General features: G+C 51.0%; 27 protein-coding genes, 3 tRNA genes, 1 other RNA gene and 1 pseudogene. 18 read left to right on the top strand and 14 right to left on the bottom strand.

Annotated elements, in window-relative coordinates:
• Positions 1 to 398: 398 nt before the first annotated feature.
• Both QXT02_RS06545 and rqcH read right to left on the bottom strand, forming a co-directional pair.
• A complete protein-coding gene (locus QXT02_RS06545) occupies positions 399 to 827 on the bottom strand; it encodes a hypothetical protein (protein ID WP_342812666.1) in 429 nt (142 codons plus the stop codon).
• Between the two features lie 176 nt (positions 828 to 1,003).
• Positions 1,004 to 2,941 (bottom strand): ribosome rescue protein RqcH, encoded by a 1,938-nt coding sequence (gene rqcH / locus QXT02_RS06540; RefSeq protein WP_342812665.1) that lies wholly within the window; start codon positions 2,939 to 2,941, stop codon positions 1,004 to 1,006.
• 20 nt (positions 2,942 to 2,961) lie between these two features.
• Between rqcH and QXT02_RS06535 the strand changes: the two genes are divergently transcribed.
• Together QXT02_RS06535 and QXT02_RS06530 are read left to right on the top strand one after the other, a co-directional pair.
• Positions 2,962 to 3,360 (top strand): hypothetical protein, encoded by a 399-nt coding sequence (locus QXT02_RS06535; RefSeq protein ID WP_342812663.1) that lies wholly within the window; start codon positions 2,962 to 2,964, stop codon positions 3,358 to 3,360.
• A gap of 70 nt (positions 3,361 to 3,430) precedes the next feature.
• Positions 3,431 to 4,126, top strand: a complete 696-nt coding sequence (locus QXT02_RS06530; protein WP_342812662.1) for an ERCC4 domain-containing protein — start codon at positions 3,431 to 3,433, stop codon at positions 4,124 to 4,126.
• Here QXT02_RS06530 and QXT02_RS06525 read toward each other — a convergent pair.
• Complete coding sequence (locus QXT02_RS06525; RefSeq protein ID WP_342812661.1) at positions 4,089 to 5,258, bottom strand: pyridoxal phosphate-dependent aminotransferase; 1,170 nt, start codon at positions 5,256 to 5,258, stop codon at positions 4,089 to 4,091. The genes QXT02_RS06530 and QXT02_RS06525 overlap by 38 nt on opposite strands.
• A gap of 53 nt (positions 5,259 to 5,311) precedes the next feature.
• Here QXT02_RS06525 and lysS point away from each other — a divergent pair, with 53 nt between their 5' ends.
• Positions 5,312 to 6,901, top strand: a complete 1,590-nt coding sequence (gene lysS / locus QXT02_RS06520; RefSeq protein ID WP_342812659.1) for a lysine--tRNA ligase — start codon at positions 5,312 to 5,314, stop codon at positions 6,899 to 6,901.
• Here the strand turns inward: lysS and QXT02_RS06515 are convergent.
• The 3 genes from QXT02_RS06515 to cutA are packed head-to-tail and all read right to left on the bottom strand — an operon-like array spanning position 6,882 to position 8,452.
• Positions 6,882 to 7,592, bottom strand: a complete 711-nt coding sequence (locus QXT02_RS06515; RefSeq protein WP_342812657.1) for a nucleotidyltransferase domain-containing protein — start codon at positions 7,590 to 7,592, stop codon at positions 6,882 to 6,884. The two genes, lysS and QXT02_RS06515, sit on opposite strands and share 20 nt — an antisense overlap.
• 4 nt (positions 7,593 to 7,596) lie before the next feature.
• Positions 7,597 to 8,136, bottom strand: coding sequence for a flavin reductase family protein (locus QXT02_RS06510; protein WP_342812655.1), 540 nt, complete (start codon positions 8,134 to 8,136; stop codon positions 7,597 to 7,599).
• Positions 8,137 to 8,140: 4 nt separating this feature from the next.
• Positions 8,141 to 8,452, bottom strand: coding sequence for a divalent-cation tolerance protein CutA (gene cutA / locus QXT02_RS06505; protein ID WP_342812653.1), 312 nt, complete (start codon positions 8,450 to 8,452; stop codon positions 8,141 to 8,143).
• A 69-nt stretch (positions 8,453 to 8,521) separates the two neighbouring features.
• Between cutA and QXT02_RS06500 the strand changes: the two genes are divergently transcribed.
• The 8 genes from QXT02_RS06500 (at position 8,522) to QXT02_RS06465 (ending at position 14,929) form a co-directional block, all read left to right on the top strand.
• A complete protein-coding gene (locus QXT02_RS06500) occupies positions 8,522 to 9,706 on the top strand; it encodes a site-2 protease family protein (RefSeq protein WP_342812651.1) in 1,185 nt (394 codons plus the stop codon).
• 4 nt (positions 9,707 to 9,710) lie between these two features.
• Entirely contained in the window at positions 9,711 to 9,923 is a 213-nt protein-coding gene (locus QXT02_RS06495) for a MoaD/ThiS family protein (RefSeq protein WP_342812650.1), read from the top strand.
• Positions 9,924 to 10,883, top strand: a complete 960-nt coding sequence (locus QXT02_RS06490) for a TIGR00269 family protein (RefSeq protein WP_342812649.1) — start codon at positions 9,924 to 9,926, stop codon at positions 10,881 to 10,883. It begins immediately after the preceding gene.
• 6 nt (positions 10,884 to 10,889) lie between these two features.
• Positions 10,890 to 11,197, top strand: an RNA gene (ffs, locus tag QXT02_RS06485) — signal recognition particle sRNA.
• Positions 11,198 to 11,246: 49 nt separating this feature from the next.
• Positions 11,247 to 11,345, top strand: a tRNA-Ser gene (locus tag QXT02_RS06480).
• Between the two features lie 218 nt (positions 11,346 to 11,563).
• Positions 11,564 to 13,345, top strand: coding sequence for a fibronectin type III domain-containing protein (locus QXT02_RS06475; RefSeq protein ID WP_342812648.1), 1,782 nt, complete (start codon positions 11,564 to 11,566; stop codon positions 13,343 to 13,345).
• Between the two features lie 304 nt (positions 13,346 to 13,649).
• Positions 13,650 to 14,813, top strand: coding sequence for a hypothetical protein (locus QXT02_RS06470; protein WP_342812647.1), 1,164 nt, complete (start codon positions 13,650 to 13,652; stop codon positions 14,811 to 14,813).
• A gap of 43 nt (positions 14,814 to 14,856) precedes the next feature.
• Positions 14,857 to 14,929 (top strand) — tRNA-Val (locus QXT02_RS06465).
• Between the two features lie 383 nt (positions 14,930 to 15,312).
• Here the strand turns inward: QXT02_RS06465 and QXT02_RS06460 are convergent.
• The 3 genes from QXT02_RS06460 to QXT02_RS06450 all read right to left on the bottom strand — a co-directional run bounded on the left by QXT02_RS06460 (position 15,313) and on the right by QXT02_RS06450 (position 17,263).
• On the bottom strand, positions 15,313 to 16,185 hold the full coding sequence (locus QXT02_RS06460; RefSeq protein ID WP_342812646.1) for an SPL family radical SAM protein: 873 nt from the start codon (positions 16,183 to 16,185) through the stop codon (positions 15,313 to 15,315).
• Positions 16,182 to 16,625, bottom strand: coding sequence for a DUF488 domain-containing protein (locus tag QXT02_RS06455; RefSeq protein ID WP_342812645.1), 444 nt, complete (start codon positions 16,623 to 16,625; stop codon positions 16,182 to 16,184). Before QXT02_RS06455 ends, QXT02_RS06460 begins: the two co-directional genes overlap by 4 nt.
• A 98-nt stretch (positions 16,626 to 16,723) precedes the next feature.
• The gene (locus QXT02_RS06450) at positions 16,724 to 17,263 is read right to left on the bottom strand and encodes a TIGR00295 family protein (RefSeq protein WP_342812667.1); all 540 of its coding nucleotides are present in this window, start codon (positions 17,261 to 17,263) and stop codon (positions 16,724 to 16,726) included.
• A 102-nt stretch (positions 17,264 to 17,365) separates the two neighbouring features.
• Here QXT02_RS06450 and QXT02_RS06445 point away from each other — a divergent pair, with 102 nt between their 5' ends.
• Positions 17,366 to 17,725, top strand: a complete 360-nt coding sequence (locus tag QXT02_RS06445) for a cyclophilin-like family protein (protein ID WP_342812643.1) — start codon at positions 17,366 to 17,368, stop codon at positions 17,723 to 17,725.
• On the opposite strand, the gene QXT02_RS06440 is transcribed toward QXT02_RS06445, so the two are convergent.
• Positions 17,718 to 18,764 (bottom strand): NAD(P)-dependent glycerol-1-phosphate dehydrogenase, encoded by a 1,047-nt coding sequence (locus tag QXT02_RS06440; RefSeq protein ID WP_342812642.1) that lies wholly within the window; start codon positions 18,762 to 18,764, stop codon positions 17,718 to 17,720. The two genes, QXT02_RS06445 and QXT02_RS06440, sit on opposite strands and share 8 nt — an antisense overlap.
• A 95-nt stretch (positions 18,765 to 18,859) precedes the next feature.
• Between QXT02_RS06440 and psmB the strand changes: the two genes are divergently transcribed.
• Together psmB and QXT02_RS06430 are read left to right on the top strand one after the other, a co-directional pair.
• Positions 18,860 to 19,474: an archaeal proteasome endopeptidase complex subunit beta gene (psmB, locus tag QXT02_RS06435; protein ID WP_342812641.1), complete on the top strand. Its 615-nt coding sequence runs from the start codon at positions 18,860 to 18,862 to the stop codon at positions 19,472 to 19,474.
• A gap of 29 nt (positions 19,475 to 19,503) precedes the next feature.
• A complete protein-coding gene (locus QXT02_RS06430) occupies positions 19,504 to 21,408 on the top strand; it encodes a beta-CASP ribonuclease aCPSF1 (protein WP_342812640.1) in 1,905 nt (634 codons plus the stop codon).
• Here the strand turns inward: QXT02_RS06430 and QXT02_RS06425 are convergent.
• The 3 genes from QXT02_RS06425 to QXT02_RS06415 are packed head-to-tail and all read right to left on the bottom strand — an operon-like array spanning position 21,400 to position 22,869.
• Positions 21,400 to 21,960, bottom strand: coding sequence for a ZPR1 zinc finger domain-containing protein (locus QXT02_RS06425; RefSeq protein ID WP_342812639.1), 561 nt, complete (start codon positions 21,958 to 21,960; stop codon positions 21,400 to 21,402). The two genes, QXT02_RS06430 and QXT02_RS06425, sit on opposite strands and share 9 nt — an antisense overlap.
• A 16-nt stretch (positions 21,961 to 21,976) precedes the next feature.
• The gene (gene sepF, locus QXT02_RS06420; protein WP_342812637.1) at positions 21,977 to 22,351 is read right to left on the bottom strand and encodes a cell division protein SepF; all 375 of its coding nucleotides are present in this window, start codon (positions 22,349 to 22,351) and stop codon (positions 21,977 to 21,979) included.
• Between the two features lie 32 nt (positions 22,352 to 22,383).
• Positions 22,384 to 22,869 carry an RNA-binding protein gene (locus tag QXT02_RS06415; protein ID WP_342812636.1) on the bottom strand — a complete coding sequence of 162 codons (486 nt, stop codon included), beginning with the start codon at positions 22,867 to 22,869 and terminating at the stop codon, positions 22,384 to 22,386.
• Between the two features lie 58 nt (positions 22,870 to 22,927).
• Between QXT02_RS06415 and QXT02_RS06410 the strand changes: the two genes are divergently transcribed.
• From QXT02_RS06410 to QXT02_RS06400, 3 genes are all read left to right on the top strand, one after another.
• Positions 22,928 to 23,152 (top strand): LSm family protein, encoded by a 225-nt coding sequence (locus tag QXT02_RS06410; RefSeq protein WP_342812635.1) that lies wholly within the window; start codon positions 22,928 to 22,930, stop codon positions 23,150 to 23,152.
• 5 nt (positions 23,153 to 23,157) lie between these two features.
• Complete coding sequence (locus QXT02_RS06405; RefSeq protein WP_342812634.1) at positions 23,158 to 23,343, top strand: 50S ribosomal protein L37e; 186 nt, start codon at positions 23,158 to 23,160, stop codon at positions 23,341 to 23,343.
• Between the two features lie 46 nt (positions 23,344 to 23,389).
• A tRNA-Ala gene (locus QXT02_RS06400) sits at positions 23,390 to 23,482 on the top strand.
• A gap of 583 nt (positions 23,483 to 24,065) precedes the next feature.
• On the opposite strand, the gene QXT02_RS06395 is transcribed toward QXT02_RS06400, so the two are convergent.
• On the bottom strand, positions 24,066 to 24,926 hold the full coding sequence (locus QXT02_RS06395; protein WP_342812633.1) for a hypothetical protein: 861 nt from the start codon (positions 24,924 to 24,926) through the stop codon (positions 24,066 to 24,068).
• Positions 24,927 to 25,655: 729 nt separating this feature from the next.
• On the opposite strand from QXT02_RS06395, the pseudogene QXT02_RS06390 reads away from it, so the two are divergent.
• Positions 25,656 to 26,034 (top strand): annotated as a pseudogene (locus tag QXT02_RS06390) (hypothetical protein); the annotation flags it as partial.

Here is a 26,034-nt window from a genome sequence, read left to right as displayed (position 1 = left end):
CGTTTCATTAATAACTCCTATTATAAAGTATGTTTCAATATTCCTTGCTTGGTGGAATGCTCGTTGAATATTGAGTGATTAAGAGGAAACACACTCCACGCTTTCCTAATTCGTTTATGCAGTAAAAAATAATCTTTTTTAAAGTCTTGTTTCGTCTAAAAAATCAAGAGCCTTAACTCGTTAGTTTCATGCCAATTTGTTTTTTTTGTAAATTTCCTTCAGATCTCTTGAATGTCAATTTTGCCTCGTAAAAATTATCTTTTAATGAAGGATTGAATTTAAGTCTATTTGTTACTGTACCATGTGGATCAAAAACAATCACTTTAATTCCGTTCATGATACAGACAATCGGGCACGGTTGCGTAAATTTCTTGAATATGCTGGTAAGCTTTTCTTTTCTACTTAGTTACTAGTAATTTTTTTGCTTCCAAGATAGTTTGTACAAGCTTCTGCTTTTTCCTATCTCCAATGTCACCGGGAAAGTCGAATACGGCTTTCGCCTCCATACCCGCCACGTTAAAATCTATTACAACATACTTCTTTTCTTTTTTAGCTCCAAAGGCAAAGATACCTAGCAACAACATCCTCCCTAAGGTAACTTTATGTTCAAGTTGTAGTTCTACTCTTTTAATATCCTTGAGGGGGATGGAAAATTTTTCTTTTTTCCCGAAATGTCCACTTAAAAAAATAATTTTGTCAGTCAAAACCTTAAGGGTACCTCGCTCTCTTTTCATATACTGTGGGTGCCCCCCAAGGTATTCGATGGAAAATGAAGGACCAAGTTTTTGTCCATTAGAGTAAGGTGTATTGCTCCGTACCAATCTCAATTTTTGCACCATTAAACAATTAATTTTAAACTTTAAAAAATTAATGACTTTTTAATTTTTAGATAGGGTGTTATTTTAAGGGTTAACTCCTTCAAGGAGCGGTGCCGCCTAAGTTAATAGAGCCGAAAATCGAGGGATTTTATAAACTTTCAGCCGCCCCCGCTCGGGGCTCCACTTTATTCCCTGATTTCTCCAGTTCCGGGCGGAAGCGCTCTTTCTATCTCATCCACAGGTACTTCGATTCCCTCAATCCTAAATTTCACCTGGATTTGACGGGCAAGTTCAGATTTCTTTGTGGACCCTGGGTAGACCTCAACAAACACCTTCGAGTGCTTCTGGACAGCGCTCTTCGGCCCGCAGACGACCACATTTTCGCCATCCAGCATCATGACGCCCACGGCCGCCCTAACTGGGACCTTAAGCAGGTTCTTCTTACCCTGGATGATATAGCTGCCCTTGGGAAGGTAGGTGCCGGATGGTGCTTTCTTCGAGACCTGATCCGGCTTGGCCCAGTAGACATCGAGGGTGCCCAGACCCTCCCTCCAGGCACGCGAATGCATGGCGGCGAACTCGGCGGCCTCGACGATGGTAGTTTCCGGTATTTCCTTGCCCGCAGATTTCACGACGACATGAGGGGCACCGATGATCTCCGCGTGCAGGTAAAGATCGTTCGGCTCCATGTGCTTTTCGACGATTTCAGCATTGCCTTGGGCGTCCCTCCCTCCTATGACCAGATGCCCGTCCGATGAGATGAACCACCTGTGCCGCTCGAACCACTTGGGTTTTCTTCGCTTCGGTGGAGGGGGAACCTCGATCTCGCGAATCCCGGCCCTTAAGGCCTCAAGCTCCTTTTCCGTCTCCTCTAGGGCCTTTCTAGCGCCCACCGCTTTTTCGGCGAGCGTTCGATATTCCTTGTAATAACGGGTCGAGTTCTCAAAGGCCGGGGCCCTCAGGTCAAGCTCTATAGTCTCCCCCGCCAGCTCCACCTCCATCTTCCCCTCCTTGAAATCCACGCTTTTTATCGGCAGCGTCCAGCTTTCTCTAGCCTCCTTAGCCTTCTGAAAAGCCTCGAGGGCGCCCTGCCACCCTTTGGCCCTCCTGAGCTGATCAAGCATTTTACGGGCCTCATCAATCTGGAAATGATGGATGGCTATCAGATCGGCCTTTCTCTTTGACTCCGATGATCTTTTGTAGAGATCCCCGAACTGCTGCTGCTGTTCCAGCTGCCGTTTGAGCAGCCTCTCCACCTTTCTCTCATAGTCCTTCTTCCTACTTTCACTGGCGGCCATCACCGCCACGGTGCTGAAGTATTCGTCAAGGGCCTCGTTAAAAGAGCTGAATCTCTTGACCTTCCGACCAAGATGTGTCTTGAACTCAAAGGGTGTGAAATCCACCGGTTGGTCTCCCTCGTAAACTATGCAGGGCGCTGGCTCTGAGGAGAGGATCTCCTTCAAGGCGTTTAAGATGTCCTTCAGCTCCTTTTCAGAGATTTCGTCGATCTTCAGCCCCTTGCCCACCGAGGCCCGGGCGCAGACCTCCTCCGCCAGTGGTCCACCCAGCCCCAGATTTACAGCCAGTCCTCGGACGATGTCCTGAGCGCCGTCTAATTTTCCCTTCAGCCCGGCGGCATCGAGCCCTGATAAGTCGACATCGGTTCCAGGGGGATAGAGATAGGGAAATCCGGCCTTGAGGGAGCGGTGCCTCCATGCAGCAGTCCGGTAGGGCTGAATGATGGTCCTTTGTGAGTCGCAGAGGACGATGTTCCCCTCACCAAAGAGTTCGGCAATTAATATTTTTCCCTCCCCACCGAAGCGGATTTCAACGATGCGTTCGAAATCGGGCTGAACTATGTCTAAAATCTCCGCGTTTTCAAGGTGTTTTCTCAACAACATGGCAAATGAGGTCGGTTGCTTCGGGGCCTGGTAAACCCGAGTCGTGAGGTGTATCCTGCACCCGGGCTGGATCACGAGGTCTTGGCGTCCTCTTTCTTTAGAATAGAGGCGCAGAATAACCGCACCTTCAATCTCATAGACATTTTCAACCCTGTTACCAATAGCGTTTTTAAGCTCGCGAACGCAGACCATAATGTCAAGGCTCGACATCGACAGTTTCACGATATCACCAGGTGCATGATATGGACATAACGGCAAAGCTCACCCTCACGTTTTCGGGAGCAGGGATACTGGCAGGCATCATCTCCGGCTTCCTGCCCAACGCTTGGCTGGCCTTGCTCGTCGCATTTATTTTTCTCTATGCATCTTATAAGTTGACCACTCATCTCCTGAAAAAACCGGCGGCGCCGCCAACCCCGGTGGCCCAGACACCTGGGCAGGCTTCACCTCAGACCGCGGCGCAGCCCCAGCCGGAAAAGAAAACGGCCGCCATGAAGGGGTTCAGGCTTTTCTTTGCCACCTTGGTCACTAAAGGCGGCCCGGAGGACAAGGAGACCGAAACAAAATTCTGGTTCTGGTCCTACTACATTATGTGGTTCATCTTCTGGGTCATGGTCTACACAATACTACTGCTTTGGTGATCGTCCACCGTTTCAGCGCTTGAGGGTTTTTTTATCGCAGGGGAAAATAGTTTATTGGGTGGTGGCGGGCGTGCAGAGAAAAATTGATGTTTTGGAGGGGAAAAAGCTGAAAATCATCGCCGACCACCGCGAGGAAGCATCGGGCGTTATCAATGAGCTTAGGGAGCTTGGGGTCGATCTTGAGATATGTCAGCTTAAGGTGGGAGATTTCATCCTCAGCGACCGCGTCGGCGTGGAGCGGAAGTCGGTCAGTGACTTCCTGCAGTCGATAGTCGACAAGCGCCTCATGCTTCAGGCAAATTTGCTGCGCGAGTGTTTCGAACGCCCGGTGTTGATAATTGAGGGAAAGGGGCTTTACAATCGGCGGGCGATCCACCCCAACGCCATCAGTGGCACCTTAGCCGCTCTGGCTGTGGATGTAGGCATACCAATCATTCCGACCGTGGATGAGAAAGAAACTGCCCTGATTCTGGTCGCCATAGCTAGACGGGAGCAGGTGTCCGAGAAGAGAGAGGTGGCCGTCCGCGGGCAGCCAAAAAAGTTCAGCCTGCCTGAGTGTCAGCGCTATATTGTTGAAGGTCTTCCCGGAGTTTCGGTGGTGCTTGCCAAGAGACTGCTGGGGCACTTCGGCACGGTGGAAAAAGTTATGTGCGCCTCCGAGGAGGAACTCCGGCAGGTCGACGGCATCGGGAAGGAGAAAGCAAAGGAGATAAGAAGGGTGCTGACGGCTACCTATGCGCCGGAATCTCCTCAACAAACTCCTTGATCAGCTCTATCGCCAGCTTGATGTTTTCCATCGAGGTGGCATAGCTCAACCTGACGTGTCCCTCGCCACCGGGACCGAAACCACTGCCGGGCACCGCGGCCACGCCCTTGCTTTTGAGCAGCAACTCGCAGAACTCGAAGGAACTCATTCCCAATTTTTCGATGTTGGGGAAAACGTAGAAGGCGCCTTGGGGCTTCAAACAATCGATGCCGTCGATCTCGTTCAGTCCTTCCACCAGAACATCCCTGCGCCTGCGGTACTCCGCTCGCATCTCAGCGACGAAGTCTTGGGGCCCCTTCAGCGCCGTAATTGCGGCCACCTGCACGAAGCTGGCAGTGCAGGATGTGGAGGCCTCTTGGATCTTGGCCATTTCAACGATGAAGTCGGCTGGTGCCACGGCATAACCTATCCTCCAGCCGGTCATGGCGTAGGCCTTGGAGAACCCGTTTATGCTGATCGTCCGCTCGGCCATTCCGGGAAATTTCAGTGGATTGCCCTGTTCGCCCTCGTAAACCAGCACGTTGTAGATGTCATCGGATAGTATCCAGAGATCATGGTCCACGGCGATATCAAGGATGGGTTTCAAATCGGTGGCGCTCATCACCGCCCCAGTTGGGTTGTTTGGGTAGTTGAGTAGAAGTAACCGTGATTTTGGGGTGAGGGATTTCTTTAGCTTCTCTTCCTCAAGCTTGAAGCCATTTTTCGCCGATCCTTGAATGAACACCGGTTTGCCCCCGACGATTTTCACCATCGCCTCGTAGGTCCAGCACGGGCTCGGGATCAGGACCTCGTCACCAGGATCTAGCGCCGCCGCCAGCGCGCAGAAAATGGCGTGCTTGGCGCCCGGCGTCACGATCACGTTCTTCGCGGCAACGTTGATCCCCTGCTTAACAAAGTGCTCAGCGATCGCCTCCCGCAGCTCGGGAATGCCGGCGCTGGGGGTATATTTCGTCATACCTCTGTCTAGGGCTTGTTTAGCGGCCTCCTTGATGTGAGCCGGGGTGTCAAAATCAGGCTCGCCGACTTCCATGTGAATTATTCTCCTCCCGGAGCGTTCCAGTTCCTTAGCTAGAGCTAAAACCTTGAGGGTGCTGGAAGGCGGTATTGAGTCCATCCTCTTAGCAGCCTTCATGGACTTCCCGCTACCATTTTAGGCTGGCGTATAAAATCCTTTACTCGATTGTCATGCACTGGATAGACGCCGTGGCACATGAGCTGGTGAAGCGAGGCGGGAAGCAGGTCATCGCCAGCGGCATCTCAATATCCGGCCATGTTCACATAGGGCACTCCAACGACGTCTTCATCGCAGACGCAGTGCGCAGGGCGGTGGAGGAGCTGGGCCTTGAAGCGGAGTGTGTGTGGTGTGCGGATGATTACGACCCGATGCGGCGCATACCTTGGCCTTTGACCGAGGGCGAGCTGGTGGAGAAATACAGGCAGTATCTTGGAATGCCTTACGCCAACATCCCCTCACCCGATCCCGACTATCGTGACTTTGTCGATTACTTTTCCCGACCGTTCATCGAGTCCTTGAAATACTTCGGGATCAAGGTCAAAGTCCACTCGGGTGCTGCGGCCTACCGGGAGGGGAGAATGACGGAGTTGATCCGGAAGTCGCTTGAGCAAGCCGATACCATCAGGTCCATCTTAAATCAGTATCGAGATAAACCGCTGCCGGAAAGCTGGTTGCCTGTGGATGCCATCTGCGAGAACTGCGGCCGGATCTCAACGACGAGGGCCATTTCTTGGTATGGTGATTATGTCAGCTATAGGTGTGAGGGTACAGACTACGTCGCGGGCTGTGGACATGAGGGAGAAGCTGACTACACCTCAGGCGGCGCTAAACTCACCTGGCGGGTGGAGTGGCCCGCCCGCTGGAGGCTTCTCGGCGTCACTTGTGAGCCGTTCGGAAAAGATCACGCGGTGCGCGGCGGAAGCTATGACACCGGCAAGCTCATCGCTGAGCGGGTCTTCAACTACGAGGCGCCTTACCCCATACCATACGAATGGGTGAGTATGAAGGGTAAGAAGCTGTCCTCCTCCAAGGGCGTGGTCTTCACCCTGAAGCAGTGGCTGGAGATCGCGGAACCCGAGGTGCTTCGCTACTTCATCTTCCGCAGCAAGCCCATGAAGGCGAAGGAGTTTGACCCCGGCCTGCCGCTTCTTGACCTGATTGAGGAGTATGATCTGGTCGAGAGCGCTTACTATGAGAAGAAAGCTGAGTCGGGCAGGAGGGAGGAGCAGCAGAGGCGCATATATGAGCTTTCCCAGGTGGAGCGTGTTTCTGAGACGCCCATCAGAAGGGTCTCCTATCGGTTTGCCGCGGTGCTGGCTCAGGTGACAAACGATGAGAAGAAGATCATCGAAGTACTGACCTCGAGGAGGATGTTGGTCAACCCCAGCGAGCTGGAGATAAAGCTGGCCCTGCGTCGCCTGGAGCTGGCCAGAAACTGGGTCATGGAATATGCTCCGGAGCACCTTAGGTTCAAACTCTTAGAACAGGTGCCCTCTGAAATCGTTGAGCGCCTAACTCCGAAGCAGAGGCAGGCTTTGAGGCAGCTGGCTGAGGACCTGAGCAAAAGAGAGTTCACCCCGGTTGAGCTCCACAATCACGTTTATGCGGTGGCTGAGATGACGGGACAAAAACCGAATGAACTCTTTCAGGCGATCTACCAGGTACTGCTGGGTCGCGATTCCGGGCCCCGCGTCGGCAATTTCATCTCTGCGCTGGACAGGGATTTCGTTATCTCGAGGTTCAGGGAAGCCTCCCTTTAAGACCGATCTTCATGTCCGGGTTTTTCCGCATCAGCTCCCTGAAGACCCCCTCGAAGTTTTCCCCGGGTGCCAGCTCTCTCCGAATGAAGATGCCCGTATGTCCCAACTCGGCCCTCCTCGTCAGAACCTGAACCCTTTCCCGGACAATTTCCAGACTCACACCGAGTTTTTTAGCCACGGTGCTTTCGTTTCCTATCACTTGGCTCTCCAAGTGCCCCTTCTCGGTGGGCTCAATTAGCATGAGCCTTTTATCAACGCCTAGAACTCTAATCTTTTTTCTCAGCTCATCAATTCCAGCCGCGCCGCCGAACCAGTAGAACTCCAGCTCGGTTTGACGAGGCTTGACCAGAGGGAAGGTAACTGATCTATCATCCTCAAGGTAAAGATGGGCCTTGGGAAGCTGCCAGGGAGTGGCCATCACAATCTCTCTTTTGGTTGGGGTTAACCCGGCCTTCAGCAGGGCCAGCTCCAATTTAAAGGAAGGCACCTCGTATGGTATGACCACGTCGACGTCACTGTTTTTATCAACGTCACCACGAGCAACGCTTCCATGAACAATAGGGCTGAATCCCGAGGTCTCAAGTGGCAGCATCAATTCCAAGGCCCTTTTCCTTTTTTCGTCCAAGATCTTCCAGCGTTTCTCGTCGTAGATAATTTCCCGGACATCGGCTACACGTACGGGCTTGGCCATGGCATCAAAGCCCTATCTCGCGTTCTGCCACCACAAAGTTTTTGTCGGAAATATGGAGCAGCGGCCTGACGGAGGCCACGTCTAACCTGCCATCTTTAAAGGCGTCTTTTTGAGCGTGTGCGGCCACGACTTTACCTCCCACCACCACGTATTCCGGGCCCTCGTGCATCCAGTCCAGCTTGCATTCTAGGTTGGCGGGGCACTCAACGATCCTCGGTGGTTTTACCTTTAGGGACGGCTCCCAGGATAGCTTGGCCTTTTCCAGCTCATTCACTCCGCGAGGGAAGTTCTTGCTGCAGAGGTACATCTGTTTTTTGATTTTTTCTGGAACTAAGTTGAGCACGAATTCCTCCGTCTCACATATGTTGTGGTAGGTGTCGCTCTCATAGCTGGTGGAGAAGGCGACTATTGGTGGGTCGGACTCAACGGGCGTCACCCAAGACATTGGTGCGGCGTTTATCCTCCCCAGCTTGTCAACGGTTGTGATGAGGACGATCGGCCGGGGTGCGATCAGCAGATATGCGTCTTTCAGTTCTACCTGCATATAATCAGTCCAGACTTTCCTTCAACCACTTTAAATATTGCGGCAACCCCCGTTGGACATTCAGGGAGATGATCTCGGGCACCTGATAGCTGTGTAGCTCCTTGATCCGAGACATCAGCCGGTCAATCTTTTTTGCCGATGTTTTTATCACCAAGATTATCTCACGTGATCCTTCGATTTTTCCCTGCCACCTATAAATAGACGTGACGTTGGGAACAATGCTCACGCAGGCGGCAAGCTTCTCTGAGACCAAGGCTTGGGAAATCCTGTTGGCTTCACGCCGGTCCTTTACCGTCGTCAACACGATGGAGAACATATTCCTCAAGCGAAAAGGTTTAACGCATATGTTTAAAGATTACCGGTGGTATTTTCTACGGTGCTGCCTGTGTATGAGGATATTCTTTTCATTGTCGCCATGTTCATCTTGTTCTGGGACGCTCTGGGTCTGATAAACAGGTGGTTCAACCTCAAGAAGCACGGGTTTTCTATTTCGCCGGGCGTGATGATGTGGCGCACCAAGCGCGGTCTTAATTTCATCAGGCGGGTTGGCAAGGCAAAAGATTTTTGGCGTTTCTACGGCGACTTTGCCGTGGTGGCCGGGATCGCTCTGATGGTCTTCGTTTTCATCAACCTCGTGCTCAACCTGATGGTCCTGTTAACTCAACCCACCGCGGCCGTTGCCGGGGTTCAGCTGGTGCTGCCCGGTCTGGTTCCCGGACTTACTCCGGTGGCTTGGATAATCGCCATCGCCACGGTTCTTCTCGTCCATGAGTTTGCCCACGGTTTCTTGCTCAGCTCCCAAGGGCTGAGGATTAAGTCAGTTGGGGGAATGCTGGTTGTGGCGATACCGGGAGCCTTTGTTGAGCCTGACGAGAAACAGCTTAGTAAAGCCCCGATCTTGAAACGGCTGAGGATGTATGCGGCGGGGGCATTTTCAAATGTACTGTTTGCACTTCTCTGTCTCCTGATAATCGTCCTCCTCATCGTCCCAAAACCGGGCGCTTACGTTTACGCTGTTGCCAAGAATTATCCCGCCGACAACTCCGGCATAGCTCCCGGAATGAGAATTTATTCTATCGGCGGTGTTGAGATAAATACCCCTGAGGACTTTGAAAGGTTCATGAGCCTGACCAAGCCGGGAGAAAATGTGAGGCTGGTAACCAGCGCCGGAGAGATGGTGGTAACGCTGGCGCAGCATCCGGGCGTTGAAGGCAGGGGATACCTGGGTGTGGCCCTCATCTCGGCATTTTCGCGCTGGAATTTTGTCAATCCACTGTTTGTTCTCTGGACGGCCATGTCTGAGCTGATGGGCGGTAACGTCTTTCATCCCTTCGTCTTCGAGGCTCTAGTGCCCTGGGTCGTTATCGACATCCTGAAATGGATATTTGTCCTCAACATAGGTATAGGGCTCTTCAACCTGATGCCCGCGGTTCCTCTTGACGGTGGCTACATCCTGAGGGGAATCCTGGAAAAGGTGGTTTCGGAAGAGAGGGCTGTGCAGATCACTAGGGCGCTATCGATCGTCGTTTTGTTCATCATTCTAGCCAACTTCCTGCCTTATCTCTGGTGATAAGATGGCAATTGAGATCAAGGTTAAGATTGCCGGTCAGAGGTCGTCGCGCAGATTAAAGGTGGCTTCCGGCACCACCATCGCCGAGCTGCTGAAAAGGATCGGTCAAAATCGTGAAACAGTGGTGGTGAGGCTAAACGGCAGGATCGTCGCCGAAGAGGAGTGCCTGAAAAGAGGAGACCTCCTTGAGATCCTTCCGGTAGTGACGGGTGGTTGAGTGCTACGATGCAGCTTCTGCGGCCGGAGAGCTGTTTACCACAGGCGCTACGCCGGGGTTTTTCTGTGCGATCGATGCATGATAAAAAGCGTTGAGCGAAGGTTCCGCCGGGCAATCAGCGAGAACAAGCTAGTCATGCCGGGTGAACGGGTTGCCGTGGCGGTTTCGGGTGGGAAGGACAGCGTTGCCTGCCTGCACCTGCTCCACGACTACTGCAGGGGAAGGCGCTGTGAGCTGGTGGCCATAACGGTTGATGAGGGCATAAAGGGCTATCGTGAGCAGAGCCTACCTGTGGCCAGAGAAAACGCGGAAATGCTTGGGGTCGAACATCATGTGGTAAGTTTTAAAGAGGTTTTTGGTGCTAAGCTGGATGAAATGGTTAAAATCGCAGCCAAGAGGGTCACGGGACTAAATCCCTGCACCTACTGCGGTGTCATGCGCCGTCACCTCTTGAACCAAGCGGCGCGGGAGTTAAGCGCGGACAAGCTGGCGACGGGCCACAATCTGGACGATGAGACGCAGGCGATAATGTTGAACTACGTTAGGGCGGATCTTTCTAGGCTGTACCGGCTGGGCCCCATCTACATGCCACGCGAGGGTTTTGTGCCAAGGATCAAGCCGCTGCGGGAGATCCCGGAGAAAGAGGTCGCGCTTTACACGCTGCTCAGAGGTATAAAAGTTCATCTTGATGTTTGTCCCTACGCGAGCGGGATTCACACTGAGATCAGGGATTTCTTAAACAGCCTTGAGACCAACCACCCCAATTCAAAGTTCATGATTCTCCGGATGTTTGAGGAGATCAGACCCCACCTGCAGGAGGCCGTCCCTGAGGTGGAGATGAAAAGCTGCGAAAGCTGCGGAGAGCCGACTTCCACTAGGCTGTGTAAAACCTGTGAGCTGCTTCAGGGCATCGGTTTGGCGAAGAGGCGAAAGAACCTTATTTCTGACCAAAATAGTTAAACTTGGCGGCGGGCTAGGTGGGCAGCTACCCCTTGCCTGTACCACAAATGGGGTTCACGGTGGGCCGAAGCCCGTGGGCGGCGCTCGGAACTGCGCGTCGACCTAGCTTCCGGTGACGAAATCCTGTCCCATCGGGTCGGCGGCGGCAGGGTTCAGGCCGTAGGGCCTGAATTAACTGCCCTTGCCTCCTGAATCCCCCAGGGGCGGAAGTCAGCAAGGGTAGGGAGGACGTGCGGCGCTGGTGGTAAACGGGATGGAGCTTGGGGCTAGCCATCGGCGTGTAGGGAAGGCGTCAACTATGGGCGCGCCCGTCGCCTTTTAACTCAGCAGCTTTTTAACAAATCAGGTTAGAGTAGTTTCTGTGCGGGGGTAGCCAAGCCAGGTATGGCGGCAGGTTGCTAAACCTGCAGATACCTGTTGGCGCATCGCGCCTCAGGGGTTCAAATCCCCTCCCCCGCGCCAAAGTGATAAAGTAATCTAAGCATTTTAGATGAGTTTTCGGAAAAAGCCGAATTTTCTTTTTATGTTATTTTTCGTTAATTGATGGGTATAAGTCAATAATATCACACATTTTCTTTTTCACTAAACATTTTCAACATCCATAAAGCGAAAACGATTTCGGTAAAATCAACACAAAAAAATTTAAATATCTAAAACTAGAAACGCCATCGGATGTAATCTTGAAAAAAAAGATATCATTGGCATTGGTATGCGTGTTTTTGTTGTCGTTGATCATTTCGCCATACGGAAGACTTGCGGCAGGGTCTCCAACTGATCATTTGTTTAATTATACCATCACAGCAACCGGAACCGAGAATGTCTGTACCTATCCTGATCAGAACTTTAGCTGGACGGTAACTGGAACTGGTACTGAGTCATGGATGATGGAATGCGGTTTACTCGACAACCAAGAAGTAGACGTTTCCGGGGTTATGGAGAATAAAACTTTCTACCTTTATCCGCCAGCGGGGATTACCATAAGACTTTGGGATTACACGGTCAATTACAGTGAGAACGGTGGTAAAGATAATGGGACGTATCTTGATACGGAAAATAACCGGCTTGTAATCAAGGTTTATACTGGGGGTGGTTACTCAGGGTCGACCCCTTATGGTGGTGCATACCGAGCTACCTACAGAATCTACGGCATTGATCAGCAGCAAATCACAACAGTTTTACTTGGAGAATGGAGTATATCCGTCTATGGATATAAGGAGTACAGACAATTCTATTTTACAGCCCCACCTTATTCCATAATAACAAGCTGGAGTTACACGGTCGATTACAGTTTGTATGGTGGCAGTGATGGCGGGTCATATATTGATTACAGAAAGGACAGTCACAAATTGGTTATCAGGGCTTATACTGGGGGATCTGGCACCTGGTCTAAGCTAAATGGCCTTTACTATGCTACCTATCGCATCTATGGTATTAGGTTACAGCAAACTTCAACCGTGACCGCTACTGATTCCGGTTCCGGCTCTGTAAATGCTCTTGAGGGAATCAAGGATATGGGCGCTTTTGATGCTTATCCTTCACCTTTACATGGCGGGGTTATCACAGATGTCACCTATACCATAGTCGACGATAATCCCTATGTGGATACTTGGATTGCCAACGGCCATGTATATGCAAGAACCAGCTATTCAGAAGAGATAATTCAGCCTTGGTCAGCCACGGAAACCGGTAGCGGCTCTGTCAATTCCGATGAAGGTAATAAGTACATCGCGACATCCACCTTGGTTGCCCCCAACGGTGATACAAGCTGGTCGGTGTCTAATGATAACCCGCTGCATGTAAACACTTGGATGGACGGGAACAAGCTGTACGCCTCCGTCATAAACACGCCGCCGAACAAGCCCGCGGACCTCCAGCCTAGTGGTCGAATAACGGAAACTGAAGCGACTCTGTCAGCCTATGTGGCTGATGACGATGGAGATGACATTAATGTGTTCTTCTACAACAATGCAGACGACAGCTTAATAGATAATGTATGGGTCAAGAACCAGAGCACTGCCGAAGTAACTTGGTCAGGATTGACGAGAGGTATGAATTATTCTTTCTACGCGGTTGCCCACGATGGCAATGAATGGAGCGAAAAATCAGACATCCAGACGTTTGTGGTCACGCTCTCAGCTGTTATCGACATCGATCCCGACACCCTCAATCTTAGAAGCAAGGGTAAGTGGATCACCTGCTATATCGAGTTGCCCGAGAGCTACAGCGTTGGAAACATCGACATTGGCACGGTAAGACTCATCATCGGCGGGAACGAAGTATCAACCGAGCCCCAGCCGTTCGACATATGTGACCATGATAAAGACGGTATACCTGACCTAATGGTGAAGTTCAGTAGGCAAGCTGTTCAAGCGCTTCTTGAGGCCGGCGTGAATGAGGTAAAGGTAGTTGGGGAGGTAGCTGGGATCCCATTCGAAGGCAGCGACATCATCAAGGTAATTTAGCTTCCTGAGCTTTTTGTTGGCCATCGAATACAATGGTGGATCCAGCAGCAATTCGCCAAAGAAACACCCCGATTGCTCTTAAAAGGGACTAGGTCAGATTTTCATTATTATTCTCAAACAAAATTTTTAAGAGATATTTGTTATTTTTCAGGTAGATTTTTCTGAAGGAGCAAATTTATGCAAGCTCCTGACACCAAGGCTTAGCTTTTCTGGTTTTTCGTTGAGAAATCTTTGTACGGAAAAATTTGGTTTGCACACCTATTTGTCCTTTTATCCTCCAACGTTAAATTTTATTTTGATAATTATGCCTGCCTTTCAAAACGAGCAGTCACTGTCAGGGCGCGTCGTCTTTCAGTACTTCTATGATTGCGGCGGGGAAGTGGTGCTGGAAAAGGTGCCGCTTGAGAAGATTAAAGTAGTTCACCGGGTTGCTCCCAAGCGTTTGCGAGTCCTCGCGCCCAAGTATGAGGAGGTGGGACTGCAGCCACTTGAGGTGGATCTCGGGGTTAAACACATCGACGGTCACGGAGCAAAAGTTCAAGGTAGAATTTTTCCCATTGGTGTAATTGAAATATATATTGTCATCGAGTTTAAAAACTCGAATTTGAATGACCTGATAAAGTTGGTCAGGCTCGACGAACGTCCCGTGAAGGTTTCGGGCAGCGAGATTGAGTTCGAGTCGTTGACCCATGAATATTTTGAGGGCCTCATGGAGATAATCAAGCCGGCCTTGGTTTCCCCCTATCCGGCCTTCAAACGACCCGAATCTTACACCCTGATCATGATAACGAATTCTACACCAAAACTGAAGGCTCAAGATTTTCTGGTGAGATTTCGGAAGCAGACGGCCGGCATACTCCGGGGGGAGAAGGAATGGAGAAAGCTCAGCAGCAAGGAGGTTGAGGACGCGCTTAAGACCTACCTCAGCTACTCAGAGGATGACATCGTGATCGTCGACTGGTATTCAGCGTTGATGAGCGGTGCGGTTAACTACATGGACGATTTCGAGCACATGATCGAGCTGGCCAAGATTCAGCTGCTTGAACTCAAGACGTACGACAGGCTTCTCGACATGCGGCTGGAGCGCGCCTATGATTCGTTGTATGCCGTTTTCACTGGAGCCAGAGTTGGAATGCTGTGGGGGCGGCGCTGGTATGGTAAACTCGCTCTCGCTGCAGGTGAACTGGCTGAGTGGCGGGTCGAGGTGACGGATCTGGTGGAGGACATGAGGAACATCCTTAAATTTACCGGGGACTGGTATCTAGGAAAACTCTACCGGATATCAAGCGAGCGTTTTCGCATCCAAGACTGGTTAGCGCTTGTGGATAGAAAGCTGGGCCAGCTGCAGGAACTCTACGCGATGGCGATGGAGCGGGTCGATGTTCACCGGGCCATGACGCTGGAGCTGCTTATTATTCTCCTCATCGCCATTGAGGTAATCTTGGCCATAGTCATCGGCTTCAAATGAGCGCCTCAGGCTATTCTTTTTATTGCCAAGCAAAATTTAGTTGGGGCCCGTAGTCCAGTGGTTAAGACGCTACCCTTACAAGGTAGAGATCGAGGGTTCGAATCCCTCCGGGCCCACTAGTGATTTGGATTTTTTTGACTCGGGAAGATCTTCGCGACGAGAATGCCGAAAACACAGCCCAGCGATTTCATTTTTGTAGTCGCTGAGTCGCATCGCTGTCAGCTTCCAAGAATGATTGACACCTGTACCGTATGAGCCGACGTTGAGAACGAATATGACGTACACCTTTCTCCAAAAGTTTAAATCTTTTCCTCAGATTATCCCAGCGAAATTTTGAAATATAAATCCCGTCGTCCTTGCATTATAAACCCGTTAACGAACCCCCTCTGTTTTTATCGTAAAATGGGCATTCCTGCGGAGACCTTGACACAGAGGTTCTCGAGCCGAATGAAAAAGGGTAGCGCGATATTTTTGTTGCACCAATCTAAGTTGCCTATTTTTAACCGCTGAAAAGGTGGCTCCCATCGCAGTTTATGCCAGTCCCTATTCTAGCTAACCCTTCTCGGCATGGTGCAAACGTAAGGTCCTCCTCCTCACATGCGCGCCTGACCTCGTCCATCAGCCTCTGCCTGACTTTGCTGGGAAGATACCAGCTGTTATGATGTCGTTGCCCCAGTTTGAAGTATAGCGGCCACAGCTTAGTAGCGACCTCAGGGAAGGCTTTTTGTATGCGCCGCCAGCTGTCCCGACGTGGTTTGAAAGTGGAGGAGGTAACGTGGCTAGCGCCGTGGCTAGATGCAGCTCTAACAACCTCCACAACTTCGTCGTCATTCAGGTGGGGGATGACTGGGTCTAGCCTTAGGGTAACTGGAATTCCCGCATCCGCCAGACGCTTCATTGCCTTCAGTCTCTGCGCGGGCAGGGGCGCGTTTGGCTCAAGCCTGCGGCTGAGTTCAGAATTTAGCGTCGTCACGGTAAAGCTCACCACGCACAGCATGTTTGAGAGGAGGTCAAGATCGCGCGCGACGAGGTCTGATTTTGTTATCACCTGAACTTTGCAGTTCTCGCGGGCAAGAAGTTCCAAACAGGAGCGCGTTAACTTAAGTTTCTCTTCCATGGGTGGGTAAGGGTCAGAGCTGTTTGCTATGCTTATCACGCGACTGCGGTCGATCAGCTTGAGGTCATGTTCAGCTCTAGCGATCAAATTGCGCTTCGGCCTGCACTCGAATGCCCGCGGGATGTAGGAGGTGATGTAGCAGTAGAGGCAACCATGTTCGCACCCGGTATATGGGTTTAGCCCATATTTTTTCGGGCAAGTGCAGAGGGGATCGTTCCAAGGGTCGAATTCTTGGATGACGTCCGTGCGATTCACCTTTTTTGTCTGGCTTTAGAAAAACTCAAAAGTTCACCATTACCGCCGATGTGAACTATCTCCCAACCGATTCTTTCGAGTTTTTCAACCACAAAGCGGCGATGGCAAGCTCTAGGATGTGGCTCGACACACATGATCGCGGATGGTTTCTCTTTCGCGAGTTTCACGAGTTTTTCTAATCCGCGTCTGAACTCCTTCGTCTTCGTGTATCGTTTATAATCATCTCTGTATCCTCCGAGTTCCCGCAGGTGGATATAATCGATCCCCCACGCAGGCAGACTGGATTGCAGGTTTTCCTTCACGAACTCGGACCACTTCGAAGTTGGAAAGCGCCTTACATCAATCACACGTTTGACGCCGAAGCGCTGGAGGATCGTCACGAACTCCTTGAACTTTCTGTTTCCATATCCAATGGTGAAGATTTTTCGCATGCCCTTCATCAACTCTCTGTTTTCCTCATCAATTAGCTTTTGCCTACTTAATCCAGCTTGAATTTGAGCGAGGCTATGGGGGGCAGAACCAGAATGCTTGGATGATGTTAATGGGCCGTTTCTTGAAATTGCCTCTTATTTTTCATTAAACTTTGGATCTCCTCGTGCAGTCTTTTAAAGCGATCAAGGGCTGGATGTTCTGGGCCCAGATTGGATTTGAACCACTTGAGGGCCTGCCTGTAAGTGCCCCGTTTATTTTTGTTGACCAGTTTGTCTGCATAGGTCACCACCTTTTCCTCAAGTGTCTTTGGTATGAAGTCGCAGGCGGGCAGCCCCAGCTCTTTTGCTTCATCAGCCGGGATGCCCGAGCCAATGTGACGTTCGGCGAAAGGAGCTAAATCTCCCAATCCCAATCTCCTTAGTATTTTACCTCCTTCGATTCCGTGCTCGATGCCGTGAGTTCTTGAGCGCCCTATGTCGTGTAATAGCCCACCCAAGCTGACCAGCCACAGGTCGATCTTGTGCCCATTTGATGAAATTTTTTTAGCGATGGAAAGGGCCGTGCGTTCCACGGCAAGGCAGTGTTCAATGACGTTCTTCGGACATCCGGCCTCGCGCAAGGCACGGATGGCCCGCTCCCTGTCGATCATCCTATCCTCGATATTTCAAGGCGCTGCTGTTTCTTATTCCTTTTGAAAGGCCGACAGGGAAAGAGATAAAGAAAGTATTTAAAATAAATTTTGAGTTCCATGAGTAGAAAACTCATCCTCAGGCTGCCGGAATTTGAGGCTGAAGTGGAATTGCTGGAGGATGAACATCCAAAAATATGCGATGCCATCTGGCGCGTGTTACCGTTTGATGGGGTGATAGATATCTGGAAGGAGGAGATCTATTTTGACATCCCAGTTAAAATAAGGCCTGAAAAAACAACAACGAGGACAAAGGCTGGTGACGTCTCCTACTGGCCGGATGGCCCCGCGTTCTGCGTTTTCTTCGGCAGTTCACAGCCAGTGGGCCCGGTCGAGACCTTTGGGGTCATCAGGCATGGTATTGAGAATTTCCGTAGACTCAAGGCTGGAGACAGGATAACGGTGACCGGCTCTAGATGACTCCGGTTATCTTAGCCAACCTTTCAGCGGCTCTTTTGCTTAGACCCTCTTTCAGGATAGTGTATCGCTCGGGCCTGATTTTGTGTGCTATCGTCAGGGCCTTGACTATATACACTGAGGGTATACCTAACTCCTTGGCGTTGGTGGGTGCCCCGATCGTCTTCAGCGCTTTTTTGATAGCAACCCAGTCCTCGCCGTGAAGGTAGGCCATCATGATTGTCCCCACGCCGCACTGTTCTCCGTGCAGCGCGGGTTTCGGCGCTGTGATGTCGAGGGCGTGGCTGAAGAGGTGTTCCGAGCCGCTGGCAGGCCGGCTGCTTCCGGCTATGGCCATGGCCACACTGCTTGAGATTAGGGCCTTGACGACTTCCCTCACGCTCTCCTCGGTGCGCTTCTTGATGACCTCAGCGTTTTCCATGACTATCTGGTAGCTCACCAGCGAGAGCGTTGCCGCGTATTCGCTGTATGGCTCGCCCTTGAGCCGGTGGGCCAGCTGCCAGTCCCTGACAGCGGTCAAGTTTGAGATGATGTCACCACAGCCAGCCGCCAGCAAGCGGTGCGGGGCGCGTTTGATGATGAGCGTGTCAGCGATAATGGCTATCGGTGCATGGGTCTGGATGGAGGTCGGCTTTTTTCCCCCTTTAATCGAGGCCCGTGATGAGGCGATTCCGTCGTGGGAAGCCGCCGTCGGTACCGATACAAAGGGCTTGCCATCCTGAAATGATGCCAGCTTAGCCACGTCGATGCACCTACCTCCACCAACGCCCAAGAAGAAATCGATCTCGCCTCTGGAGATTTCCCTCACCTTGCCCACCGTGGCCAAATCAGCCTCTTTTATTATCGTGTGGGCGACGTTGAAATTTGCCCTCTCCAGCTGGGATTTGACTTTGGAGCCAACGAGTTCAAAGGTCCTGAGGTCGGCCACAATTAAGGCCCGCTTTCCCAGGTCCAATTTTTGGCACACGTGTGCCACTTTGGAGATAACCTTGGGCCCAAGCCAGACCTCCCTTGGGAGTTCAATTTTTTTAGGCTCCTTCACCCCATCCCCGCTCTCAACTTTGCGGATAACTTTATATAGAGCCACCGCGATTCACTTATTGCTGCTTCTACGCGGCATTTTTGGGGTGCATAGTTTTGAAAGAAGAGAAACTTGAACAATTGAAAGGAACGACAACGGTTGGTCTGGTGTGCAGGGATGGCGTGGTCCTCGCCACGGACTCACGTGCCACTATGGGCTACCTTGTGGCCAGCAAGAAGTCCAAGAAGATTTACAGCATCACGGACAGAATCGCCTTCACCACGGCAGGCGGTGTGGCTGATACAGAGCAATTGGTAAATATGATGAGAGCCGAGGCTGGATACTATGCGATGCATGAGGGCACCCCGATGACCGTTTCAGCCTGCGCCAAGATGGTCTCCAACTTAATGAATTCCTACCTTTACTATGCGAACCTTTTAGTAGGGGGCATGGATGATGACTCCCCCCGGTTGTTCTTCATAGACATTGATGGTGGTATGATCGAGGAGAAGATGCTGGCGACGGGATCGGGCTCTTCGGTGGCCTACGGCGTCCTAGAGACCGAGTTCAAGGAAGGTATGAAAACAGAGGAAGCGATTCCGGTTGCCATTCGGGCTATCAAAACTGCGATGAAGCGGGATATCGCGACGGGAAATGAAGTTCTGGTTGCCGTGGTTACCAAGAAAGGTTATCGTGAGCTTACTCCTGATGAAATTAAAAAGCTAGCCTAGGTCACGTTCAGAAAAATTAGGGTGCAAGCATGGCTGCAGAGGAATTACTTAAAGAGATAAAGGCAGCGGTGAAGGAAACCCCATTTGCCGATGCAGTTACCAATATAGATTTTGAGGGGCCGAGGGTTGTCCTCTACTGCGGAAATCTGGATCTTTTGATGGAAAACGGAGAGAAGATCAAGGAGCTCGCCCGCAAGCTCAGGAAGAGGATCATCCTGCGCCCCGATCCCTCAATTTTGACCGACAAGACAGAAGCCGAGAGAAAAATCAGAGAGCTGGTGCCTGCTGAAGCCAATATAACCGACATCATCTTCAGCGAGGATGTCGGCGAGGTGACAATCGAGGCCGAGAAACCCGGCGTCGCCATTGGGAAGGGTGGAGCTCTGCTCAGGGAGATAATGCACAAGATAAGCTGGACGCCGAAGGTCATCCGGGCGCCGCCGATAAAGTCGGACATCGTACGTAACATCCGGCTTTCAATGATCTACGGGGGGGCCGAAAGGCGCGAGATCTTGAGGAGGATCGGCAGACGCATCCACCGCGAGCAGAAGGCCAAGGATGGCTGGGTGAGGCTCACAGCCTTGGGCGGGGCCAGGGAGGTCGGCAGATCTTGTTTCCTGCTACAGACACCTGAAAGCAAGGTGATGCTGGATTGCGGCGTCAACGTGGCATCTGATGACAAGGCCTTTCCCCATCTTGAAGCTCCAGAGGTCAGGTTGCCGGAGTTAGACGCATTGATTCTCACTCACGCTCACCTTGACCACTGTGGCTTCGTACCTTATCTCTTCAAGTACGGCTTCGATGGGCCAGTTTACTGTACTCCACCGACGCGGGATCTTGCCGTGTTGCTTCTGATCGATTATTTGGATATCGCCGAGCGCGAGGGGAAACAACTTCCCTTCAACAAGAGGGATATCGGTTCGTTTCTCTCCCACTGCATAACTTTAGAATATGGAGATGTTACGGACATTGCCCCCGATATAAGGATCACCTTCCACAACGCCGGGCACATCTTGGGTTCCTCGGTGGTTCATATCCACATCGGCGACGGGCTCTACAACGTCGTCTATACCGGCGACCTGAAATTTGACCGAACGCGGCTCTTTTCACCGGCTGTTTACAGCTTCCCTAGGGTGGAAACGCTGATCATAGACAGCACCTATGGAGGCTCTGAGGACATTCAACCTTATCGGACCGATGCCGAGAAGGCCTTCATTCAGACGGTGCTGGAGACGATAAAGCGCGGTGGCAAGGTGCTCATACCTGCCTTTGCTGTCGGCAGGGCTCAGGAGATCATGGTTCTGCTGGAAAGCGCCCGGCGCAGCAAGATCATAGATGGCATACCCGTGTACTTGGATGGCATGATCTGGGAGGCAACTGCTATCCACACCGCCTATCCTGAGTATCTCTCCCAGGAGTTGCGGGAGCTGATATTTAAGGAGGATGAGAACCCGTTTCTTTCCGACATGTTTACCAAAGTATCCGGGCCTGATCAGCGGGCCGAGATAATAGAAGGTGAGCCCTCCGTCATTCTCTCCACGGCCGGCATGATGGCTGGCGGTCCGGTCCTAGAGTACTTTAAACATCTAGCCCCTGATCCCAAGAACACCTTGATCTTTGTGGGTTATCAGGGTGAGGGCTCCATGGGGCGAAGGATCCAGAAGGGTTGGCGGGAGATACCGATGCAGGGGGAGAAGGGAAAGCTCGAGGAGGTCAAAGTCAACATGGAGGTTAAGACTATCGAGGGATTCAGCGGCCACTCCGATCGCGCGCAGTTACTTAACTACATCAGGCGGTTGTCGCCAAAGCCCGACAGGATAGTAAGCATTCACGGTGACGATACCAAGTGCACCGACTTTGCCGCCGCGCTACACAAACTCTTTAGAGTTGAAACCAGGGCTCCGCTCAACCTTGAAACTATAAGGCTAAGGTAGAGAAGTGAGCGCCTTTATTTCCCTCTTCGTCAGCTTCCGCTTCTTGGATCTGCGGTCAATGATAGCGCTGTGTCCGTAAGGGTCCATCAGGATTATTTTGGCCCTTGCTCGCCCCTGAATCATTTCTTCTATTTTTTTGAGTTTTTTCTCGGCCACCCTCCGCTTGGGCGGCGGGGAGGACTCAATGGCGTAGGTTAACACTTCCTTGATTCTGTTCAGGACCCCTTCCACGTTGGTTATATATCCTTGGCTGCCCGGCCCAGGACTTATGGTCACGCCCAGTCCGGGTATTTTTATCGTGCCGGTGCTCGACCTGATGACTCTGACCTTCATGTCTTCCTCAGAGGTTATCAGAAATTCATATCTTGAGCCTTCATGTTCTCCCAAGTGAGTCACTTCAGAGTGCTTAAAATGGCACCTGCTGCAGGTAGCCAGGGTTTCCATCGTTTCACCAAAGTACGGGATGTCGTCAATTCTGCCAAAAACTTGGAAAGATCCCTTAGCCCCACAAATGGGACAAATCTCGACCGGGAGGACGAACTCCCTTTTCATCATGAGCACACCGGAATCAGGTGGCGGGCTTCCTGAATTGGAGGCTAATGTACTTAGGCGTGGCGATTACTTTGGTTTCCGTGAGCCGGCCCATATCTCCACCGATGCCCTGGCAGATTCCCTTGAGCTGGTCGATGGCCTGTTTCAGCTCTTGAGGATCATGGTTCATGAGGGAGCTGATGTCCAGAATGATGATGTTTCCCGCCCTGAGCTCGTCAGCGGCCTCCTGAACGTCGGCGAGGCTGTTGAGTTCCATGCTCTTGACATAGATGGGCTCAACCTCACCAACTTTTCCCGGCCTAGCGGTGCTCTCGACCTCAGTAACTGGTATTTCCTGAATGGGCGCCGGTTCGGCTCGGGGCTTGCTAAAAATCTTCTTTAGTGATCTCATGTGCTCTCGTGCAAATATCGATTAATCAATATTTAACCCTTTTCCAGAACCCGCCAGATCCGGTCGCCCACATGGTGGATATTTTTGACGGCTTTCCCTTTCGGGGCTTTCATTTCGTTGCCTTCAACCAGCGCCAATCCCATCGCGATGGCCGTGCCGTGGCGTTCATCAACGATAGCAACGATATCCCCCTTTTTGATATCAGGATCTGCTGAAACAATTCCCGGGCTCATGACATCGGCACCTCCGGCTACGTGCGGCACCGCGCCCATGTCAATGACCACGCGTTTGATCCTGATCAGATCGACTATCTTCAGCGTCGGAAACAGCTCGCCATCCTTTCGGAAAAATATCGTTTTACCTCCGCTGATGATCAACTTCGTCCCGTCGTCCATCTCATGGATTTCGACATCCTTGCCGATGGCGCCGGCTATTGACTCGCCGAATCTTTGGCTGGCTTCTTGAACCAAGTTTTTAAATTCATCTTTTCGCAGCCGATAACGCCTTCCGGAGGGCATATTAAAGCCTCGGCAGGATAAACTTAAATATACGGCTGAATAAAAGTTGATGATTTTGATGAGCCAGAGACCGTTGGATATACTGAACAAAGCACTCGGGTCATCGGTCCTAGTTGGGCTCAAGGGTGGACGTGAGTTCAGGGGAAAACTAAGCGGATTTGATGTCCACGTGAACCTAGTACTTGAGGAAGCCGAGGAGCTGCAGAGCGGGGAGGCCACCAAGCGATACGGCACCATGGTAATCCGCGGTGACAGCGTGGTCTTCATCTCTCCGGCCGGGTGATTCGGGTGGTTAAGGGCACTCCCTCGATGGGAAAGAGACACAAGGTTGTCCACATTAGATGCCGGCGCTGTGGCAGGCGAGCCTATCACGCCCAGCGTGGTGTTTGCGCCGCCTGCGGATATGGAAGGGACCGCCGGATAAACAGGTACAAGTGGAAGGTGAAGACGGTTCAGCGTCTCAGGCTGAGATAGTTCTGTTGAAAAATCTCTTAAGCCAGGCAAGCAACTGTCTATTTGTGGGCCGGTAGATCAGCTGGAAGATCACTCGCTTGGCAAACTTTGTCGTCCAGATTGCGAGAGGTCGCGGGTTCGAGTCCCGCCCGGTCCACCAAATTAAAATTGAATTCTTAAACAGGTTGGAGCGTCACTTTGATTATGGGGGTATGGGGAAAGCACGCTTATCTGCTGGTGGATGAGGATGTTAAGAAGTTTTTGATAATCTGGAAGTCTTGTTTGGCGACTATTGTTTTATTTATCTGCACTAATCTGTCATTTAGGTGACAATCAAGTCGCGTTTGGAAATTTCAACCTCCTTGGAGTTATCTTTCTAAAGCTTTCTCCCCCATGTTAAAATTCTTCCAACCTGCCACCTGAACCGTGAGTCCTTTAAAAGTAGCGGGTTGGGCCCACTGTTTTTGAATTAGTATTTCCAACTGTCTCCGTCGTCTCGTCCACGTGTATTGGGTAAACCCGACAACAGGGGCAAACATCACGTCCACCTATCCCTCCCACTGTTCGCTTGCTGGCACATTGCTTGATAGCAACAGGCTTATCTCTTTCATTAAGAATGGAAATGCCGAACTAAATGGTTCGACCTGATGCTCACTCTACGATTAGTATGGTAAACCCTAGGGGTGACGTGCCTCGGGGATTGACCTAAGAGATCACTTTATCCCTCAGCTAATACCGATTAACTATGTTATATCAAGCCACAAGTAGTACCAAGTCTGCCCCGTCGTAGATATTGGAGCGCCAGTTGTGTTACGAATCGCAATAGTGACCGTATTATCACTGGTAATTGTCGAGCCTTGGTATAAAAGTCCGTCCTCAAGAGCTGCCGGGGGTACCAAGATAAGTAAGTCTCCGGTAGCTATACCCGTGATCGTAGCGGTATTATTCTCTGTCGTACTCGCTCCAACTGAACTATCTCCGCCTCCGGCATTGAAGGATAAGGTTCCAACCGTGGCCTTTTTTATCACCGTGCCGCCATTACCAACTACCATGCCTCCATTGACCATAAGGAGACTACTAATGGTTGTCAAACCTGTGACGCCCAGCATTCCCCCAATTTCCGTAGCGCCAGTAACGTTAAGATTCCCACCAAGTGTTGTGGTGCTACTGGTTGTCAATGTGGTCGACGAAATGCCTCCGCTGGCAGTCAAGAGATCAGCGACGTCCAGCGTGCCCCCAATGGTCGTCGCGCCTAGCACTTGCAAGTTCTCCGTGATCGCCGCATTTTCAATCGAGATATTTTCCGCGGTTCTGAGGATTCTCTTCGTACTGAGGCTCTCAACCATGATGTCGTCAGCTAGCTGGGCGCTTGTTATCGATTCTGCCAAGATCTTGCTGCCAGCGATGTTTGCATTTGGACTTATGTCCGCATCCAATATTGTGCCATCAGCAATTTTTGCCGTGGTAATAGCCCCATTGACGATCTTCGTGGTATCTATGGGCAATATCTCAGTTATCCATGCCTTCACATCTGAGCTAAGCTTCTCAATGGTCACAGCGCCCGCGGCAAGCTCAAAGGTATCCACAGAGCCAATGTCCAGCAACCTTTCGGCGACATTAGGCGAGAGCTTTGAAAGCGTGATCGCATGATCTGCTATATGCTCAGTCCTTATGGAGCCAAGGGCAACAGGAGCCCCTAGAATCGCAGCTGGTGGTGACTCTCTCATTTGAACGTTCGCCCCAACTAAAATAACTGCACCTGCGATCATTGTGATTACTGCAATAATAACACCCAAAATTCCAATTCCCCACTTTTCCATTTTCTCTCCCTCCATTTGGTTAATAATCTCAGGTGCACGAGGTTATCCCTCCTTTGCACCCTCATTGCCTCATGAAAAGACTACTTTCGGAAATAAAAAAAATTTAGCTTTATTGCTCGTGCACCGAAATAACAAGTATAAGAAGTGTTATTATTAGTGTAGCGCTCCCTACTCCTATGGGCAAAGAGAAGAGGATTTCAACAAGCCAAAAAAGGCCTCAAACTATTCATACCAAAGAGCCATTGTTAGATTTAGGTTACATGTCTTTCTAGCTACTGCTGGTAGTCGCCGCATGAACTACTCCAATTTATTGAAACGGAAACATTTCTGTCATCGGCATGCTTAAAGATTCACACCAAAACATGCGTGAAAACCGCCTGAGAGAAAAAAGATAATTCTCTGAAGTCTAATTCTTGATGGGGTAGCAACCTGGCGATAATTCCCAAGAAAGGCCACAGAAGATCACGCGGAGCTTCCGATGTAAAAAGAGGCGTGGTAATTTTTTTTGTTTTCTTGGCCCTGTCGGTAATTATTCACGAAACTTTCCATCTGGTTGTGGCTAGGGCACTTAGTTACAGCTCAGAGATCTTCTACGGCATGAGTCTTTCCAATTTGTATGGCTATGTCCGGATTGAGCCGCCCCCGCAAGGCACCCTTCACACCGTGTTCATTTTTTCTGCAGGCGGCGTGGGCACTGCGGTCGTGTTTTTCATCCTCTGGTCAGCCATCGAGGATATCGTGGCCAAGCTCTTGCTGTCCTTTTTCACCTCGATGCAGTTGACGTACGGTTTGCTTGAAACAGCCTATGGGCTCGGTCTAGTTAAAATTGAAGTTTTAAGCATTTGGCCAATTTTCGTTGGAATTGTCACGATGCTGATCTTCAGGATAATTT

Source organism: Hadarchaeum sp. (SeqCode) (assembly GCF_038871235.1).
In the GTDB taxonomy this organism is placed as follows: Archaea; Hadarchaeota; Hadarchaeia; order Hadarchaeales; family Hadarchaeaceae; genus Hadarchaeum.
The sequence above is the reverse complement of the archived record's forward strand: the minus strand, read 5'-3'. Positions and strand labels throughout refer to the sequence as shown.

Bases quoted from the DNA above. Each gene is read 5' to 3' on its own strand.
- QXT02_RS06515 (WP_342812657.1), bottom strand. From the start codon at position 7,592: ATGGCCAAGCCCGTACGTGTAGCCGATGTCCGGGAAATTATCTACGAC.
- cutA (WP_342812653.1), bottom strand. From the start codon at position 8,452: ATGTTCTCCATCGTGTTGACGACGGTAAAGGACCGGCGTGAAGCCAAC.
- QXT02_RS06425 (WP_342812639.1), bottom strand. From the start codon at position 21,960: ATGAAAAGGGAGTTCGTCCTCCCGGTCGAGATTTGTCCCATTTGTGGG.
- QXT02_RS06525 (WP_342812661.1), bottom strand. From the start codon at position 5,258: ATGAAGGCTGCTAAGAGGATGGACTCAATACCGCCTTCCAGCACCCTC.
- QXT02_RS06430 (WP_342812640.1), top strand. From the start codon at position 19,504: ATGGCTGCAGAGGAATTACTTAAAGAGATAAAGGCAGCGGTGAAGGAA.
- QXT02_RS06470 (WP_342812647.1), top strand. From the start codon at position 13,650: ATGCCTGCCTTTCAAAACGAGCAGTCACTGTCAGGGCGCGTCGTCTTT.
- QXT02_RS06495 (WP_342812650.1), top strand. From the start codon at position 9,711: ATGGCAATTGAGATCAAGGTTAAGATTGCCGGTCAGAGGTCGTCGCGC.
- QXT02_RS06445 (WP_342812643.1), top strand. From the start codon at position 17,366: ATGAGTAGAAAACTCATCCTCAGGCTGCCGGAATTTGAGGCTGAAGTG.
- QXT02_RS06410 (WP_342812635.1), top strand. From the start codon at position 22,928: ATGAGCCAGAGACCGTTGGATATACTGAACAAAGCACTCGGGTCATCG.
- QXT02_RS06535 (WP_342812663.1), top strand. From the start codon at position 2,962: ATGGACATAACGGCAAAGCTCACCCTCACGTTTTCGGGAGCAGGGATA.
- QXT02_RS06415 (WP_342812636.1), bottom strand. From the start codon at position 22,869: ATGCCCTCCGGAAGGCGTTATCGGCTGCGAAAAGATGAATTTAAAAAC.
- QXT02_RS06455 (WP_342812645.1), bottom strand. From the start codon at position 16,625: ATGAAGGGCATGCGAAAAATCTTCACCATTGGATATGGAAACAGAAAG.
- QXT02_RS06510 (WP_342812655.1), bottom strand. From the start codon at position 8,136: ATGCAGGTAGAACTGAAAGACGCATATCTGCTGATCGCACCCCGGCCG.
- sepF (WP_342812637.1), bottom strand. From the start codon at position 22,351: ATGAGATCACTAAAGAAGATTTTTAGCAAGCCCCGAGCCGAACCGGCG.
- lysS (WP_342812659.1), top strand. From the start codon at position 5,312: ATGCACTGGATAGACGCCGTGGCACATGAGCTGGTGAAGCGAGGCGGG.